The organism is Parvibaculum sp., from assembly GCF_040882025.1.
Lineage (GTDB): Bacteria > Pseudomonadota > Alphaproteobacteria > Parvibaculales > Parvibaculaceae > Parvibaculum.
In genome coordinates this window covers 1-14,419 of sequence record NZ_JBBECC010000164.1, presented here as the reverse complement: position 1 = coordinate 14,419, position 14,419 = coordinate 1, and the positions used below count along the sequence as shown (strand labels likewise).

The 14,419-nt window shown below is 60.7% G+C and carries 17 protein-coding genes; 11 read left to right on the top strand and 6 right to left on the bottom strand.

Features of this window, described 5'->3' with window-relative positions; genetic code table 11:
* Positions 1–183: 183 nt before the first annotated feature.
* On the bottom strand, positions 184–1,866 hold the full coding sequence (locus WEB61_RS11850; RefSeq protein ID WP_368064539.1) for a DUF262 domain-containing protein: 1,683 nt from the start codon (positions 1,864–1,866) through the stop codon (positions 184–186).
* Entirely contained in the window at positions 1,856–2,053 is a 198-nt protein-coding gene (locus tag WEB61_RS11845) for a hypothetical protein (RefSeq protein WP_368064538.1), read from the bottom strand. Before WEB61_RS11845 ends, WEB61_RS11850 begins: the two co-directional genes overlap by 11 nt.
* A 79-nt stretch (positions 2,054–2,132) precedes the next feature.
* On the opposite strand from WEB61_RS11845, the gene WEB61_RS11840 reads away from it, so the two are divergent.
* Positions 2,133–3,008, top strand: coding sequence for an IS1 family transposase (locus WEB61_RS11840; protein WP_368064537.1), 876 nt, complete (start codon positions 2,133–2,135; stop codon positions 3,006–3,008).
* 224 nt (positions 3,009–3,232) lie between these two features.
* Here WEB61_RS11840 and WEB61_RS11835 read toward each other — a convergent pair whose 3' ends face one another.
* Positions 3,233–3,613 carry a hypothetical protein gene (locus WEB61_RS11835; protein ID WP_368064536.1) on the bottom strand — a complete coding sequence of 127 codons (381 nt, stop codon included), beginning with the start codon at positions 3,611–3,613 and terminating at the stop codon, positions 3,233–3,235.
* A gap of 183 nt (positions 3,614–3,796) precedes the next feature.
* Between WEB61_RS11835 and WEB61_RS11830 the strand changes: the two genes are divergently transcribed.
* Genes WEB61_RS11830 through WEB61_RS11815 form a run of 4 tightly spaced genes read left to right on the top strand, consistent with a single transcriptional unit; the run spans position 3,797 to position 7,682 of the window.
* Positions 3,797–5,008, top strand: coding sequence for an acyl-CoA dehydrogenase family protein (locus WEB61_RS11830; RefSeq protein ID WP_368064535.1), 1,212 nt, complete (start codon positions 3,797–3,799; stop codon positions 5,006–5,008).
* A gap of 22 nt (positions 5,009–5,030) precedes the next feature.
* Complete coding sequence (locus WEB61_RS11825; RefSeq protein WP_368064534.1) at positions 5,031–5,495, top strand: GFA family protein; 465 nt, start codon at positions 5,031–5,033, stop codon at positions 5,493–5,495.
* Positions 5,496–5,534: 39 nt separating this feature from the next.
* The gene (locus WEB61_RS11820; protein WP_368064533.1) at positions 5,535–6,452 is read left to right on the top strand and encodes an oxygenase MpaB family protein; all 918 of its coding nucleotides are present in this window, start codon (positions 5,535–5,537) and stop codon (positions 6,450–6,452) included.
* Positions 6,453–6,479: 27 nt separating this feature from the next.
* On the top strand, positions 6,480–7,682 hold the full coding sequence (locus tag WEB61_RS11815) for an acyl-CoA dehydrogenase family protein (RefSeq protein ID WP_368064532.1): 1,203 nt from the start codon (positions 6,480–6,482) through the stop codon (positions 7,680–7,682).
* 3 nt (positions 7,683–7,685) lie between these two features.
* Here WEB61_RS11815 and WEB61_RS11810 read toward each other — a convergent pair whose 3' ends face one another.
* Both WEB61_RS11810 and WEB61_RS11805 read right to left on the bottom strand, forming a co-directional pair.
* Positions 7,686–8,126, bottom strand: a complete 441-nt coding sequence (locus WEB61_RS11810) for a MaoC/PaaZ C-terminal domain-containing protein (protein WP_368064531.1) — start codon at positions 8,124–8,126, stop codon at positions 7,686–7,688.
* Between the two features lie 14 nt (positions 8,127–8,140).
* On the bottom strand, positions 8,141–8,731 hold the full coding sequence (locus WEB61_RS11805; protein WP_368064530.1) for a TetR/AcrR family transcriptional regulator: 591 nt from the start codon (positions 8,729–8,731) through the stop codon (positions 8,141–8,143).
* A 95-nt stretch (positions 8,732–8,826) separates the two neighbouring features.
* Between WEB61_RS11805 and WEB61_RS11800 the strand changes: the two genes are divergently transcribed.
* A complete protein-coding gene (locus WEB61_RS11800; protein WP_368064529.1) occupies positions 8,827–9,669 on the top strand; it encodes an alpha/beta fold hydrolase in 843 nt (280 codons plus the stop codon).
* Positions 9,670–9,833: 164 nt separating this feature from the next.
* On the opposite strand, the gene WEB61_RS11795 is transcribed toward WEB61_RS11800, so the two are convergent.
* Complete coding sequence (locus WEB61_RS11795) at positions 9,834–11,054, bottom strand: acetyl-CoA C-acyltransferase (RefSeq protein WP_368064528.1); 1,221 nt, start codon at positions 11,052–11,054, stop codon at positions 9,834–9,836.
* 340 nt (positions 11,055–11,394) lie between these two features.
* Here WEB61_RS11795 and WEB61_RS11790 point away from each other — a divergent pair, with 340 nt between their 5' ends.
* From WEB61_RS11790 to WEB61_RS11770, 5 genes are all read left to right on the top strand, one after another.
* Positions 11,395–11,886, top strand: a complete 492-nt coding sequence (locus tag WEB61_RS11790) for an OmpA family protein (protein ID WP_368064527.1) — start codon at positions 11,395–11,397, stop codon at positions 11,884–11,886.
* 233 nt (positions 11,887–12,119) lie between these two features.
* On the top strand, positions 12,120–12,521 hold the full coding sequence (locus WEB61_RS11785; protein ID WP_368064526.1) for a PaaI family thioesterase: 402 nt from the start codon (positions 12,120–12,122) through the stop codon (positions 12,519–12,521).
* Entirely contained in the window at positions 12,518–12,952 is a 435-nt protein-coding gene (locus WEB61_RS11780) for a PaaI family thioesterase (protein ID WP_368064525.1), read from the top strand. Before WEB61_RS11785 ends, WEB61_RS11780 begins: the two co-directional genes overlap by 4 nt.
* Before the next feature lie 89 nt (positions 12,953–13,041).
* Positions 13,042–13,896 carry a MaoC/PaaZ C-terminal domain-containing protein gene (locus tag WEB61_RS11775; protein ID WP_368064524.1) on the top strand — a complete coding sequence of 285 codons (855 nt, stop codon included), beginning with the start codon at positions 13,042–13,044 and terminating at the stop codon, positions 13,894–13,896.
* A gap of 144 nt (positions 13,897–14,040) precedes the next feature.
* A partial coding sequence (locus tag WEB61_RS11770; protein ID WP_368064523.1) for a hypothetical protein occupies positions 14,041–14,419 on the top strand: 379 nt, incomplete at its 3' end.

Here is a 14,419-nt window from a genome sequence, read left to right as displayed (position 1 = left end):
ATTTGTTGCCGCCGCCGGACTCCTTGTTGACGGTCGCCCAGGCGCGGCGCTCGGCGGTAGTGGGTCAGTTTGAAATCTCGCCTTTGAAGGTGAGCCGGTGAAGTGCCATATTGTCAGGCATGGCAAAGAACCCAAAACGCCCACGCGATCCAAACCAGTTAGCTAAGATGATCGCGGACCTAGCTACCGAAGAGGCCAAGCCGTCAGCGCCAGCTCGGCGAGCTTCAGTTGACGCTGACGAACATTCTCAGGAAGCCAACGACTCTCGGCGCCAAGCATCCGAGTAGTTTCATATGGCGAAACGGCCAGTATGGGCTTTTTCTCATCGAACGACTTGCTTTTAAGTTCGGAGTTTGATTGGGCCATAAGCAACACCATATTGCCTATGCGTTTTGAATAAGCCTTCACTTCCTCATCTGTCCAGTCGGGCCAATTCCCCTCCGGTTTGATGGGCAAAACGTGCTCAAGGGTGATCGTGTCTGGGTCGTCATTGGGAATGAGCCACGGCGCAGTCTCTTCTTTCGCGGCCCTTTCAATTGACCGGAGATAGTAGCGGGCGAACTTAGGCTGTGACACCGTTGCGACCTCAAAAGCTTCTTTAAATTGTTCATTGTTTGGGATCGCACCCGACAGTGCTTCTACCATCCCCTTGCTGTCGTTTATCTGTCCGCCCCAAATCTTTTGTGCTACGTCGCCAAGCGGTTTTTCCACCGATTGTGTCGTTGTTCTTGAAGCGATGATCAGCCGTACGCCAATGGCTACAACCCGCTCAAACACTTTTGCAGCTTCCTTCTTGCTCATTTTTTTAGCCGCCGCGAGCAAGACTGGTTTCAATGGCGCAATATCGAAGAGGTTCAGAACCTTGATATTTTCGCGAATTGATTGGGGGTAGCCACTCCAAATTGAACTTTCCGGATTTTCTAGGGCAACATAGTCGCCAGCTAACGATTCCCACGTGGACAGCAAGGCAACACTAGACTGCGGTCCCCTCGTTGAGCTTTGAATAGTCTCGTAGATATTTTTCTTTTGTAAGAACCCGTTGGTTACCATCAATGCGTGTCGAATGAAGTTCATGGTGATGTCATCGTCATCTATCGCTTCAAGTGACCCACGCATTGAAGCCCAATAACTCTGTGCATCATCAATTCTTTTGCCCGCCTGACCGAATACGTAATTCTTAATTAGATCGGATTGTGAAACACGCAATCCGCGATCATTAAGTGTTTCAAACATTCTGAATGAGTTCGCGGCATTGGAGACTGTCAATAGTATTACTTTGGTTTTCCGCTCGATATAGGTGACCCATTGTTGAAACGCAGACCACTTTTCCTTATCGGGGAGCGGAGCGATTACCTTTTTCATGTGCTCTTTTGCAAGGTCATATGCTTGCCTGAGCAGCTTGTGGGACTTCCTGTTTTCAACGTAACCCGCGCCAACTTGTCCGTTCACGATCAAACTGTGAAAGACCACTGTATCGGCACTATTGAGCGTCAGATTTGGCTCCTCTTCTAAACTGGTTGCATCAATCGAAGACAGAAAGCCATCGATGAGCTTCGTTAGGTTTGGAAGGGCATCGCCAACGATCTCGCGCATCGCGGCTAGGATAAGCGTTGTGGTTGCCAACCGCTGCTGACCGTCCGTGACTTCCAAGAGATTTGCCTCTCCCCTGATAGTCACAATTGATCCCAAGAAATGCTGGGCCTCGTCAGTTTGTATGGCCAAACTCAGGTCTTCCAGCAAATTCTCGACGTGGGACTTTTCCCACGCGTAGTCGCGCTGGTTTGGCGGCACTCGAAGCCTGTAGCGCTTTAAGATGTCGCCGATGCCCAGTTGGTCAAATCCGATTGCACTATCATCAGTTGCCATCGGCTTGACCTATCGGCTTCACAAAAGGCGCCTTAATTCCCGCGTTTTCCAACTCCCGGATCGCTGCCAGTCGTAACCGTTCCCTAATCCAGGCCGACAAAGGAATCCCCGCCATCTCGGCAGCGGAGGCAAACCCCGACTTCTCAGCATCCGTAACGCGAATTTGAATAGTTTTTTCTTTGCTCATGCACGAAATGTAGTGCAATACGCCCTACACTGTCAAGCAGACTCTTTACATGTAGTGCAATTTGCACTACATTTTGGTTATGAACAAGCTCGACACCAAAGCCCGCTCTCAAATCCTCCACCTTCTCTGCGAGGGCAATAGCATCCGTGCTATTACCCGCCTGACGGGAGCGAGCAAGAACACAGTCTCCAAATTGCTGGCTGACGCCGGAAAGGCCTGTGCCGCCTATCACGATGAGCATGTGCGCGACGTGAAGGCCCAAAGGGTGCAGTGCGACGAAATCTGGAGCTTCACCTACGCCAAGGCGAAGAACGTCAAGACGGCCAAAGCCGCCCCGGAAGGCGCGGGTGACACGTGGACGTGGACCGCAATCGACGCCGATAGCAAGCTGATCGTCTCTTATCTCGTCGGCGGACGTGACGCGGAATACGCCTACGAGTTCATGCAGGACGTGGCTTCCCGCCTCGCCAATCGCGTTCAGCTTACGAGCGACGGCCACGGCCCCTACCTTGGCGCGGTCGAGGATGCCTTTGGCGATGATGTAGACTTCGCCACCCTCATCAAGATTTACGGCGCGGCCCCGGAAGGCCAGCGCCGCTATAGCCCGGCTGTCTGCAAGGGTGCGCGAAAGGAACGGGTGACGGGCAACCCGGATCGGGCACACGTCTCCACGTCCTATGTGGAGCGCCAGAACCTCACCATGCGGATGCACATGCGCCGGTTCACGCGCTTGACGAACGGCTTTTCAAAGAAGATCGAAAACCACGCCCATGCGGTCGCGCTGCACATGACCTACTACAACTTCGTCCGTATCCACTCCAAGTTGCGGGTTAGCCCGGCAATGGCCGCTGGCGTTGCGGATCGGCTTTGGGAGGTCTCGGATATTATGATGCTGGTGGAAAAGGCCGAGGCAGAAGCGTCGCCTAAAAAGCGCGGACCTTACAAGCGGGCTTAGGACTCGACTCCAATGTCGAATTGGCTAAGCTCTACTTTCCCATAACATAAATAGGGAGATTGTCCGATGGGCCAGTACCGTAAGCGCGAAGGCAACGACACGTGGCATTGGTGCAGCAATTGCAGCAATTATCCCATGTCAGGTTATACCACTAGCCCGGCAAAACCTAGTTCGGGTGAGCTGTGCAACGAGTGCAAATCGAAACAGGCGGCAGGCAACTGCAGCTAGAGCGCCACGCGCTCTTTTACTGAAAAGCCAAACACAGCCTTATCCCCGGCGAACCACAATTCGTCGAGGGATTTGGCATATTCAACTCCCCTAATTTCGGCCAAGGCATCAAAGCAGAAGAGGCACAACACGGAGCCGCTAAGCGCAGTAGGCACGACGCGGGTCCAGACGTCATCCGGCACGTGAAAGTTGAACTTCTCTGGCCGGTCGCACAACTTGCAACGCTGTCGGCTAACGGTTCCTGATCCCATTTCAAACTGACCCACTACCCGCTCGGCCTCGTCCTTGTCGACGCCGCGGTCCCTGTAGCCCTTTTCGATTTTCTCGGCCTTGCGCTTCTGTTTGTCCGTATAGGCCGACTTGTCTCCGCGTGGCATGGGCTCCTCCTGGTTCGCTTCATGTTGCGTAGCCCCAGCCCCGTCGAGAACGTCCGTTTGCGCGTGCCGGACAGCGTCCGTGAAAAATGGAGCGACGGGCTTTGTCTCGGCTATACTGTGAACCAAATAGATGGCGGGCGGGCGCAGGCAAGCCCGGCTGCCAATAAAAGCAGGGAGGATGAAATGGATCTCGCAATGCGGACCGAGGATGTCGCCTTTCGCGACGAGGTGAGGGCGTTTCTCGCCGAAAATCTCACCGACGAGCTGAAGGCGCATGCGCGCCTCACGCCCGGCATTCTCGCCGATCAGGACTTGCGCGTCGAATGGCTCAAACGGCTCTATAAACGCGGCTGGGCCGCGCCTGCCTGGCCCAAGCAGTATGGCGGCGCCGGGTGGAACGTGATGCAGCGTTTCATCTGGTCGTCGGAATGCGCGGCGGCGGGCGCGCCGGTGAGCTCCAACATGGGGCTCTCGATGGTCGGTCCGACGCTGATGGGCCACGGCACGGACGAACAGAAAGCCTATTACCTGCCGCGCATTCTCGCCGGCGAAGACTGGTGGTGCCAGGGCTATTCGGAGCCGGGCTCGGGGTCGGATCTCGCCAGCCTGCAATGTCGTGCCGAATCCGACGGCGACGACTACATCATCAACGGCACCAAGCTCTGGACCACAGGTGCGCATCAGTCGAACAAGATGTTCTGCCTCGTGCGTACAGACCCCAACGCCGCGAAGAAGCAGGAAGGCATTTCCTTCATTCTGATCGACGATTTTCACGCCAAGGGCATCAAGGTCGACCCGATCATTACGCTGGCGGGCGACCATGAAGTGAACCAGGTCTTCTTCGACGATGTTCGCGTGCCGAAGAAGAACCGTGTCGGTGCGGAGAACAACGGCTGGACGGTTGCCAAATATCTGCTGGAATTCGAGCGCGGCGGCGCGGCACATGGCGCCAATCTGCGCAATGCGCTCAACAAGCTTCGCGTCGTGGCCGGCACCGAGCATAGCGGCGACGGCTCGAAGCTGATCGACGATCCGGCCTTCCGCCGCAAGCTCGACGAGACCGAAGTGGAAGTGACGGCGGTGGAATTCACCGAGCATCGCATCATGTCGCAGCTCTCCAACGGGCAGAACCCGGGTGCCGCCGCCTCGATCATCAAACTCAGGGGCGCGGACACCAATCAGAAGATCACCGAGCTCGGCGTGGAAGCGATCGCCTATTATGTGCAACCGGACGTGATCGAGGCTCGTACCTGGGGCGCGAATGTATCGCCCGTGGGACCGGCTCACACGCTGATGGTGATGCCGAAATATCTGAACACCCGCGCGCAAACGATTTTCGGCGGCTCGAACGAGGTTCAGCGCAACATCATGGCGAAGGCGGTGCTGGGGCTTTGAGATAAAGACGCAAGGAGACGGCATGACCGACTGGAATCTGCCTCGCGACGGCGGATGCTTGTGCGGGAAGGTGCGTTTCAGGATAACCGCGCCGCCACTTCTCACCATGGTGTGCCATTGCAAGGGCTGCCAGCGGCTCACGGCAAGCGGTTTTTCGTTGAGCGCCGTCGTTCCGAGCGACGGTTTTGCGGTCACGCAAGGCGAGCCCGCCATTGGTGGGCTGCATGGCGTAAACAAGCATTATTTCTGCTCCTATTGTATGAGCTGGCTGTTCACGCGGCCAGACGGCATGGACTGGATTGTCAATTTCCGCTCGACGCTTCTGGACGACACTGGCGGGTTTTCGACGCCCTTCATCGAGACCTTCACGGCCGAGAAACTGCCATGGGCGGCGACGCCCGCCGTTCACAGCTTCGAGGGCTTTCCGGTGCTGGATGATTACGGGCCGCTGATCGAGAAATTCGCGCATGAGCCCGCACCGCGCTAACCTGATTGAGGGCACAGGGCGAAAGTGAGGGAAACGGATATGTCCATCCACGGCGAAGCCGCTTCGACTTTGGAGCGCGAAAGCGCGGAGACGCCGACCGGGCGCGACGACAGCAGCCCGATGCCGCATCTCGACTTCACGAAGCCCGAGGGCGATCCGGGCCTGCTCGGACCGAATTCGATGGGCTGGAAGGTCAGCGCCAATCCAATCGTGAGTGCCGTCGGCGGGATTGCGGCGGTAATCCTCGAACTCGCCGAAAAACATGTGCGCGCGGGCGTGTGGGATCATTCAACTTTCAAGGTCGATCCAATCCGCCGCATGGAGCGGACCGGCATGGCGGCGGCGGCCGTGACCTACGGGCCGACGAAGATGGCGCAGCAGACTTTCGACCGCGTGACGCGGATGCATCAGCGCGTGACCGGGACGACGCATGACGGCCAAGCCTATCGCGCAATGGATCCCGCGCTTCTCACCTGGGTGCATGTGACCGCGGCCTGGGGCTTCCTCAACGCCTACAAGCGCTATGCCGATCCGAAACTCTCCCGCGAGGACGAGGACCGTTATTACCGCGAGGGTGAGGTGATCGGCAAAGGCTTCGGCGCGGAATGGGTGCCGACATCGGTCGCCGAGATGGACGCCTATATGGCGGAGATGACGCCGAAGCTCTATGCAAACGAGACGGTGCACGAATTCCTTGAACTGGTGCGCAACGCGACGCCACTCGGCCAGGCGGGCAAGCCCGTGCAACGCCTCATCACACAGGCGGCGATCGACCTTCTGCCCAAACATCTGCAGGAACAATGTGGCGTTACGGTTTCCGCAGCGGCAAGGCCGATGGTGAGGCCTGCCGTGCGCGCGCTTGCAAACACCGCCGGCTTTGCGATGCGGTTTGCGACGAATTCGCCGTCGCATCAGGCTTGCCGCCGCATGGGAGTCTCGACAGACTGTCTGCGCTGATACCGATACGGAAAGCAGAACAACAAAATGAATCTCGACCTGACGCCTGCGGATGCCGCCTTCCGCGACGAAGTACGCGCCTTTCTCGATGAAAACCTGACGCCGGAACTCGCGGAAGCGGGAAGCCTGACGACGTCTGTTTTCACCGACAGGGAATGGAACCTCGGCTGGCAGAAAGTGCTCTACAAGAAGGGCTGGGTGGCGCCGAGCTGGCCGGTCGAATATGGCGGCACCGGCTGGAGCGAGATGCAGAAGTACATCTGGACGTCGGAATGCACGCGCGCCGGCACGCCGGGGCTTTCGCCGATGGGGCTTCGCATGTGCGGGCCGATGCTGATGAAATTCGGCACGCCCGAGCAGAAGGCATTTTACCTGCCGCGGATTCTCTCCGGCGACGACTACTGGTGCCAGGGCTATTCGGAACCGGGCTCGGGCTCCGACCTCGCCTCGCTGCAACTGAAGGCGGTGAGCGACGGCGGCGATTATGTGCTGAACGGCACGAAAATCTGGACCACGCATGCACATTTTGCCAATCGCATGTTCTGCCTCGTGCGCACCGATGGCAGCGGCAAGCCCCAGGAAGGCATCACCTTCCTGCTGCTCGACATGAACACGCCGGGCATCAAGGTCGAACCGATCATCACGCTCGCCGGCGAGCATGAAGTGAACCAGGTCTTCTTCGACGATGTGCGCGTGCCGAAGAAAAACATCGTGGGCGAGGAAAACCAGGGCTGGACGGTCGCAAAGTATCTCCTCGAATTCGAGCGCGGTGGCGCCTTTGCGGCGGCGCTCGCGGTTGGGCTCGAGAAAATCCGCGAAGTGGCGGCGAGCGAGCGCGCGGGCGACGGGAATCGGCTGATCGACGATGTGAATTTCGCGCGCAAGATCGCCGAGGCGGAAATCGAGGTAAAGGCGATGGAGATGACCGAGCATCGCGTGATGGCGGAACTGGCGGGCGGCAAGAACCCCGGCCCCGCCTCCTCGATGCTGAAAACGCGCGGCACCGAGATGCGCCAGCGCCTCGACGAAATCGCCGTCGAGACCATCGGTTTCTATTCGGGTGTGGACCAGCGCGACGCGCGCACGCCGGGGTCGAATGTCGAGCCCATCGGGCCGCGCGAGGGCATGGTCTTCATGCCGACCTACCTCAACAACCGCGCGGCTTCCATCTATGGCGGCTCAAACGAGGTTCAGCGCGGCATCATGGCGAAGCTGGTGCTGGGGCTCTGAGCCTCACGCCTTCCGCGCGATCAGCAGCGTTGTCGTCTGTGTGAAGACCGTCTCGCCCGACTGGTTCATCAGAGTGTGGCGGTTCTTCACGACGCCGCGATCCGGCTTCGAGGATGAGGGTTTCGTCTCGATGCATTCGATGACGAGGCGAAGCGTATCGCCGAGTTTGGCGGCTTTCAGGAAGCGGACTTCGTCGTAGCCGAGAGCGCCTATCACCGCCGTTTCTTCCGGCAGGCGCGCGGCGAGGAAGAGCACAACGGCCTGGATATGCGTGCCGCAGGCCGTCAGCGTTCCATAGATGGATTTGGCCGCCGCGGCTTCGTCGACATGGAAGGGCTGCGGATCCCACTTCGAGGCGAAGGAGACGATCTCGTTCTTCGTCATTTCGTAGGTGGCGGGAATGTCGTGGCACTCGCCCACAACAAAATCGTCGAAATAGCGCATCGATTTTCCTTTTTCTAACGCCGCAAACTGGTGAGCCGCTCGCCGATGACGGCGCGCGCCGCCTTTTCATCGAGGCCAAGATCGGCGAATTCGCCTTCCGCGACGGCATCGCAAAGCCGCTCCACCTCGAAAAGCGCAACGGCAAGCGCAGCCAGACGTGATTTCGGCTTCTTTCCTCCCGAGATGCGGCCGAGCTGACGCAAGCGGCTTTGCGCACGCGCAGCGCGCACGGCATCGTCTTCCAGCGAAAGTTGGCGCAAGCTGCGGCGGAAAATTCGGAAGGCGCGGTGGTGTTCGACAATCGCGTCGACCATCTGCGAGACCGGAGCTTTCTTTTCGATGAGCCCGGCAATGGTCCGGTGTTCCATTTCCTCCCAGTCGCGATAGACAGCGAGGAAGATTTCCGTCTTGTCCTTGAACCAGCGATAGAAGGTCTGCGGCGCGAAGCCCGCGCGGCGCGCGATCCTGTTGGTGTCGGTCCCGGCAAAACCGTGCTCACAGAACTCCGCCGTCGCCGCGCCGATCAGGCGTTGCGCGGTGTCGCTGGCGATCCGATCCGGTTCCGGCTGCTTCGGCGTTGCGGTCATGCCCGGTGATACCTCCATTTCGGGCTCCGCCGCAACGGACACCCTGCCCCTTGAAAATTTGCGTGTTGTGATATACATATCACAAAACGCGACAATCGGGAGGGGCCAGAGAAATGAATGCGAGAGTGGAAACCGGCGTTCCGGAGAGCGCGATGCGGTTCGATATCGACGGTACCGAGCTTGCCGTGGCACGCAGCGGCAAGGGCCCGGCGGTTGTCTGCCTTCATGCCATCGCGCATGGCGGGCGGGACTTCGAAGTCTTCGCCAAACTCGTCGGTGACCGTTTCGAAGTCATTTGCATCGATTGGCCGGGGCAGGGACGTTCGGGGGCTGACAGGCAATCGGCAAGCGCTGCACGCTATGCCGAACTGCTGGCCCACGCGCTTCAAGCGCTCGGCATTGAACGGCCGATCCTGCTCGGCAACTCAGTCGGCGGTGCGGCGGCACTCATTCTTGCGGCGCGCGGCGATGCAAACATTCGCGCGGTCGTCGCTTGCGATCCGGGTGGGCTCATCGAGATCGATGATACGGCGCGCAAGGCCATCGCGCTGATGGTGAAGTTTTTTGGCGCGGGCGAGCGCGGCGCGGGCTGGTTCGGCCTCGCCTTTCGCGCCTATTACCGGTTTCTCGTGCTGCCGAAACGCGCGGCGAAAGTACAGCGCCGGCGTATCGTTGCGGCGGGTTACGAAAATGCGCGTGTGCTGCGCGAGGCGTGGGAAAGCTTTGCCGCGCCGGAGGCAGACATCCGCGCACTGGCCGCGACAATCGACGTGCCGGTCTGGTTTGCCTGGGCAAAGGGCGACCGGATCGTCTCGCTGAAGCAGAGCCGCCCCGCCATCGACGCGATGAAGAACGCGCGCGTCACTCAATTTGCGGGCGGTCACGCGCCCTTCCTCGAACAGCCCAGAGCTTTCGCAAAAGCCTTCGTCAAATTCGTCAACTCACTTCCAGCCTGACAAAAGAAAAGGCCCGTGGGTTTCCCTACGGGCCTTCGTCAATTTGTGCGGTCTGTCGAATTACGCGAATTCGAAGAGGCCCGCGGCGCCCGCTGAAATCGCCATGGCGATTTCAGCTTTCTTTATATGTGAATGGGCGCCTTTGCCGGCTCGTCGTAATTCGCTTACGCGAATTCGAAGAGACCGGCGGCGCCCATGCCGCCACCGATGCACATGGTGACGACGCCGTATTTGACGTTCTGGCCGGCCTGCTTGCGGCGGCGGCCTTCGAGCAGGATGTGCCCGGTGCAGCGCGCGCCGGTCATGCCGAAGGGATGGCCGATGGCGATGGAACCGCCATTGACGTTGTACTTCTCGGGGTCGATGCCGAGACGGTCGCGGCTGTAGAGGCACTGGCTGGCGAAAGCTTCGTTCAATTCCCAGAGATCGATGTCGTCGACCTTGAGGCCGTGACGCTCGAGGAGACGCGGCACAGCGAAGACCGGGCCGATACCCATTTCGTCGGGCTCGCAGCCGGCGACCGCGAAGCCGCGGAAGACGCCGAGAATGTCGGAGCCGTTCTTTTCGGCTTCCTTGCGCTCCATCAGCACGACGGCGGCGGCGCCGTCCGAAAGCTGCGAGGCGTTGCCGGCGGTGACGTATTTGCCTTCCTTGATCTTCTGGCCGTTCTTGAAGACCGGCTTCAGCGAGGCGAGGCCTTCAAGCGTCGTCTCGGGGCGGTTGCACTCGTCCTTGTCGACCGTGTAGTCGACGATCGATTCTTCGCCCGACTCCTTGTTGACGACCTTCATCTTGGTCTGCATCGGGACGATTTCGTCCTTGAAGAGGCCGCCCTGCTGCGCGGCGGCGATGCGCTGCTGGCTGCGGAACGAATACTCGTCCTGATATTCGCGGCTGACGCCATAGCGCTCGGCGACGATTTCGGCGGTCTCGATCATCGCCATCCAGAGTTCCGGCTTTTCCTGCATCAGCTTTTCTTCGGTCAGGCGGTTGTAGTTCTGACCGCCCATCTGCACGAGCGAGATCGACTCGACGCCGGCGCCGATCATGACCGGCACGCCTTCATTGACGATGCGGCCTGCGGCCATGGCGATCGTCTGGAGGCCCGAGGAGCAGAAACGATTGACCGTCGTGCCCGAGGTGGTGACGGGGCAGCCGGCCCAGATGGCGGCGAGACGGCCGACATTCATGCCGGTGGCGCCTTCGGGAGCGCCGCAGCCCATGATGACGTCTTCGACGGCTGCCGGGTCGATCTTGGCACGCTCGATCGCGTGCTTGATCGCGTGGCCGGCCATCGCCGCGCCATGGGTGTTGTTGAAACCGCCGCGGCCGGACTTGGCAAGGCCGGTGCGGGCGGTGGACACGATGACTGCTTCTCTGGACATGAACGGTCTCCCGAGGGGGTTGAATTGGCTTTATTGATTGCCCGATTGAGGCCGGCCCGGCGCTTGTCCCGCCTTTTTTGGGGATCGTTCCGGCACTTTGAGGCGCACCATAAACGCCTTGCCGGACCCTTCAAAGCGGAATCTGGGCCCGATTCCGCAGCGTTTGTGAGGCTTTCCTGTCGGATTTTGAACAGGTACCCGATAATGACCGCGCCTCATTCTCGCCTTGAAAATTCCCCGTAACCGCCCCTTGACCACCCGCTTCGGGTCACATTCGAGGGGCATGTTGGTCTCATCGAAACGGGCCGCCTATCTGGCCTCACGCGGAAGGGGACACACAATGAAACGGATGATGATCATCACCGCCCTCGGTTTCACCACCGCCATCGGCGCGGCGCTTGCCGCGAAGACCGCGGTTGCGTCCGATCCGCTGCCGATGCCGCGCCCCGCAGCCGAACAAGTGGCGGCCGGCACCGCGACCGGCATTGAAACCCGCATGATCCTTGTCAGTGCCATCGACCCCGCCGCGTCGCGTGCGACCGGCTATGGCGTTGACGAAACCACGCGCATCACTTTCCCGGTCTATTTCGCCGATGGGCGGACCGGTCCGAGCGCCGAAGCGCAGATGGCGCTGCGTGCGCTGGCCGAGGAGATCACCTATCGCGGGCTGACGAACATCACCGTCATGCCCTCGGCCGCCGCCATGAGCGCCGATTACGAAACACAGGCAGCGGCCGAGCGCCGCGCCGCCGCGGTCGCCACGGCGCTGATGGAGAACGGCGTGCCCGAGCGCTGGATCGCCGTCCAGCCGGGCCTTGCCTCCGACGTCTAATAACGGCGTTCCTCCGCGATGGCTTGCCCCTCACAAGCCATCGCACGCCTCGAAAGGTCCGGCGTCGCCCTTCCCTCACCCCACCCCCACCGGGGGGCGGCGCCGGGCCCTTCACCCTTCCCTCGCATATTTGCGGCGGCTCCCCTTAACAGGCGGGCCGCCGTTCTTGTTTCGGGTGCTTGGAGCGTCTAGATAGAGCGCCATTGGCATTCCCCTGTCTTCCGGTTGTTTTCATGAATCCCTCCCCCGTCGACACAAGCGGCTTCGGCGCCTATGCCGGGCCTGTGCTGCGCGCCGAAAGCGGCGACGCTTTCCTGTTCGAGATCGAAGCGCGCCATCTCAACGGCGCCGAGCGCCTGCATGGCGGCATGATGATGGCGCTGGCCGCCATCGTGCTCGGACAGGTGGCGAAGGAAACCGCACGCGCGCGAACGCCCGATGCGGAGGTGAAGCCCCTGTCGCTCAATTGCGATTTCGTCAGTGCCGGCAAAAAGGGCGACAAGGTCGAAGGCCGCGCCGACGTGACGCGGGCGACGCGGACCGTGCTTTTCATTTCGGGCGAACTCCGCGTCGGCACCCGCATCCTGATGACGGCAACCGGCGTCTATGCGATCAAGGGCCGGGACGACAAGTGAGCGCCGGCCTGCCCTCGCCCGTCAGCGTCGCGCCGCCCGCGGGCTTCGTCCCGTCCGAGATTCACGATCCTTTCGAGGCCTATATGGGCCCGCTGTTCGAGCGGACCGAGGCCGACGGTTCCCGTCTCTTCGCTTTCATCGCCGACGCGCGCCATGTCGACGAAACAGGCGCGGTGCATGAAGGCATGCTGATGACCTTTGCCGATGCCTTTCTCGGCGGCGCGGCCAATCGCGCGGCGGGCGGCGACTGTGTGACGCTGAGCATGCAGGCGAGTTTTCTCACCGAAGCGCGCGCCGGCGACGTCATCGAATGCCGGACGCAGATCGACCGCGTCACGCGCGCCATCATCTTCGTGTCCGGCCGTTTCTCGGTCAGCGGCGCGGATGTCGCGACCGCGACGAGCCTCTGGAAGGTGCTCGGCGCGCGCTGAGGGCCGACGGCTTTGCGGCTGGACAATGCGCGCGCAAGCGGCTTTGCTAAGGTCAACAGACTTCAAAAAAGCCAAGGGAGAAGCCGGAAATGGCGATCAATTACGACACACTGATGTCGCTGAAGACCTCGGGCCAGGAATTCAGCTATGGCGACCGCGAGACGATGCTCTATGCGCTCGGCATCGGATTCGGACGCGATCCGATGGACGAAAAGGAATTGCCGTTCGTCTATGAGAAGAATCTGAAAACCGTACCGACGCTGGCGACCGTCATTTCATGGGGCGCGGGCGCGATCGGCAATAGCGGTATCAACTACGCGATGGTCGTGCATGGCGAGCAAAAGCTGAAGCTTTACAAGCCCTTGCCGGTCGCAGCCCAGATCGTGACCGACAGCCGCGTCGTCGGCGCCTGGGACAAGGGCGAGGGCAAGGGCGCGATCATCGTTACCGAAACCAACATCAACGAGAAGAAGGGCGGCGACAAGCTCTGTACACTGACATCGACGATTTTCGCGCGCGGCGATGGCGGCTTCGGCGGACCGCGCGAAGGCGCGCCGCAACCGCACGCGCTGCCCGAGCGCGAACCGGATATGAGCATCGACGCAGAAACCCTTCCGGGACAAGCACTTCTCTATCGCCTGTCCGGCGACCGCAACCCGCTGCATTCCGATCCTGAATTTGCAAAAGCGGTCGGATTTCCAAAGCCGATCCTGCACGGGCTCTGCACCTACGGCACGTGTTGCCGCGCGATCATCTCGAAAGCGCTCGACTACGATCCGGCGCAGATCACCGGCTTCGACGTGCGCTTCTCGGCGCCGGTCTTCCCCGGGGATACGATCACGGTCGATCTGTGGAAAGACAAGGGAATCATATCGTTCCGGGCGCGCGTTAAAGCGCGGGACGCCGTCGTCATCAACAACGGCAAGTGCAGCGTGAAAGACTGACGACCCCCCCCTCTGTCACGGAACTGTCATAAAACTGTCACAAAGCCACGCCGGGGCCCTTGCGGGGGACGCCGGCCGGGCGCATAAGTCGGGACGCCGGGCGGGGATATCTCCGCCCGGCGTTTTCGTGAGCACCATGTAAAAATGATTTCCCCGCTTCTGGATGCCCCGGCCGACGGGGATAACTCTCCCGACGTCACCCTGCCGCCTGCGCCAGCCGCGACGGATGACAATCCGCCTACGGACGATCTGCTCGAACGGATGGAAGAGCTGATGGCGACCGGCGAGCGGGACGCGGCATTTGCCCATGTCGAGGCGGAGGCCGCGACCTGGACGGCGGGCCGCCGGACGCCCGGCCTCGCGGCGACGCTCGGCCGCTGCCTCATCGACATGGGCGAGCCCGCGCGGGCGGTGGCGCTGATCGAACCTCTGGTGGCGGACGGAAGTGCGGGCACCGGCGCGCTGATTGCCATGGCGCACGCCCTCGGGCTTTGCGGGCGGCATCAGGAAGCGCTGTCGCTCC

Bases quoted from the DNA above. Each gene is read 5' to 3' on its own strand.
- WEB61_RS11850 (WP_368064539.1), bottom strand. From the start codon at position 1,866: ATGGCAACTGATGATAGTGCAATCGGATTTGACCAACTGGGCATCGGC.
- WEB61_RS11845 (WP_368064538.1), bottom strand. From the start codon at position 2,053: ATGAGCAAAGAAAAAACTATTCAAATTCGCGTTACGGATGCTGAGAAG.
- WEB61_RS11840 (WP_368064537.1), top strand. From the start codon at position 2,133: ATGAACAAGCTCGACACCAAAGCCCGCTCTCAAATCCTCCACCTTCTC.
- WEB61_RS11835 (WP_368064536.1), bottom strand. From the start codon at position 3,613: ATGCCACGCGGAGACAAGTCGGCCTATACGGACAAACAGAAGCGCAAG.
- WEB61_RS11830 (WP_368064535.1), top strand. From the start codon at position 3,797: ATGGATCTCGCAATGCGGACCGAGGATGTCGCCTTTCGCGACGAGGTG.
- WEB61_RS11825 (WP_368064534.1), top strand. From the start codon at position 5,031: ATGACCGACTGGAATCTGCCTCGCGACGGCGGATGCTTGTGCGGGAAG.
- WEB61_RS11820 (WP_368064533.1), top strand. From the start codon at position 5,535: ATGTCCATCCACGGCGAAGCCGCTTCGACTTTGGAGCGCGAAAGCGCG.
- WEB61_RS11815 (WP_368064532.1), top strand. From the start codon at position 6,480: ATGAATCTCGACCTGACGCCTGCGGATGCCGCCTTCCGCGACGAAGTA.
- WEB61_RS11810 (WP_368064531.1), bottom strand. From the start codon at position 8,126: ATGCGCTATTTCGACGATTTTGTTGTGGGCGAGTGCCACGACATTCCC.
- WEB61_RS11805 (WP_368064530.1), bottom strand. From the start codon at position 8,731: ATGGAGGTATCACCGGGCATGACCGCAACGCCGAAGCAGCCGGAACCG.
- WEB61_RS11800 (WP_368064529.1), top strand. From the start codon at position 8,827: ATGAATGCGAGAGTGGAAACCGGCGTTCCGGAGAGCGCGATGCGGTTC.
- WEB61_RS11795 (WP_368064528.1), bottom strand. From the start codon at position 11,054: ATGTCCAGAGAAGCAGTCATCGTGTCCACCGCCCGCACCGGCCTTGCC.
- WEB61_RS11790 (WP_368064527.1), top strand. From the start codon at position 11,395: ATGAAACGGATGATGATCATCACCGCCCTCGGTTTCACCACCGCCATC.
- WEB61_RS11785 (WP_368064526.1), top strand. From the start codon at position 12,120: ATGAATCCCTCCCCCGTCGACACAAGCGGCTTCGGCGCCTATGCCGGG.
- WEB61_RS11775 (WP_368064524.1), top strand. From the start codon at position 13,042: ATGGCGATCAATTACGACACACTGATGTCGCTGAAGACCTCGGGCCAG.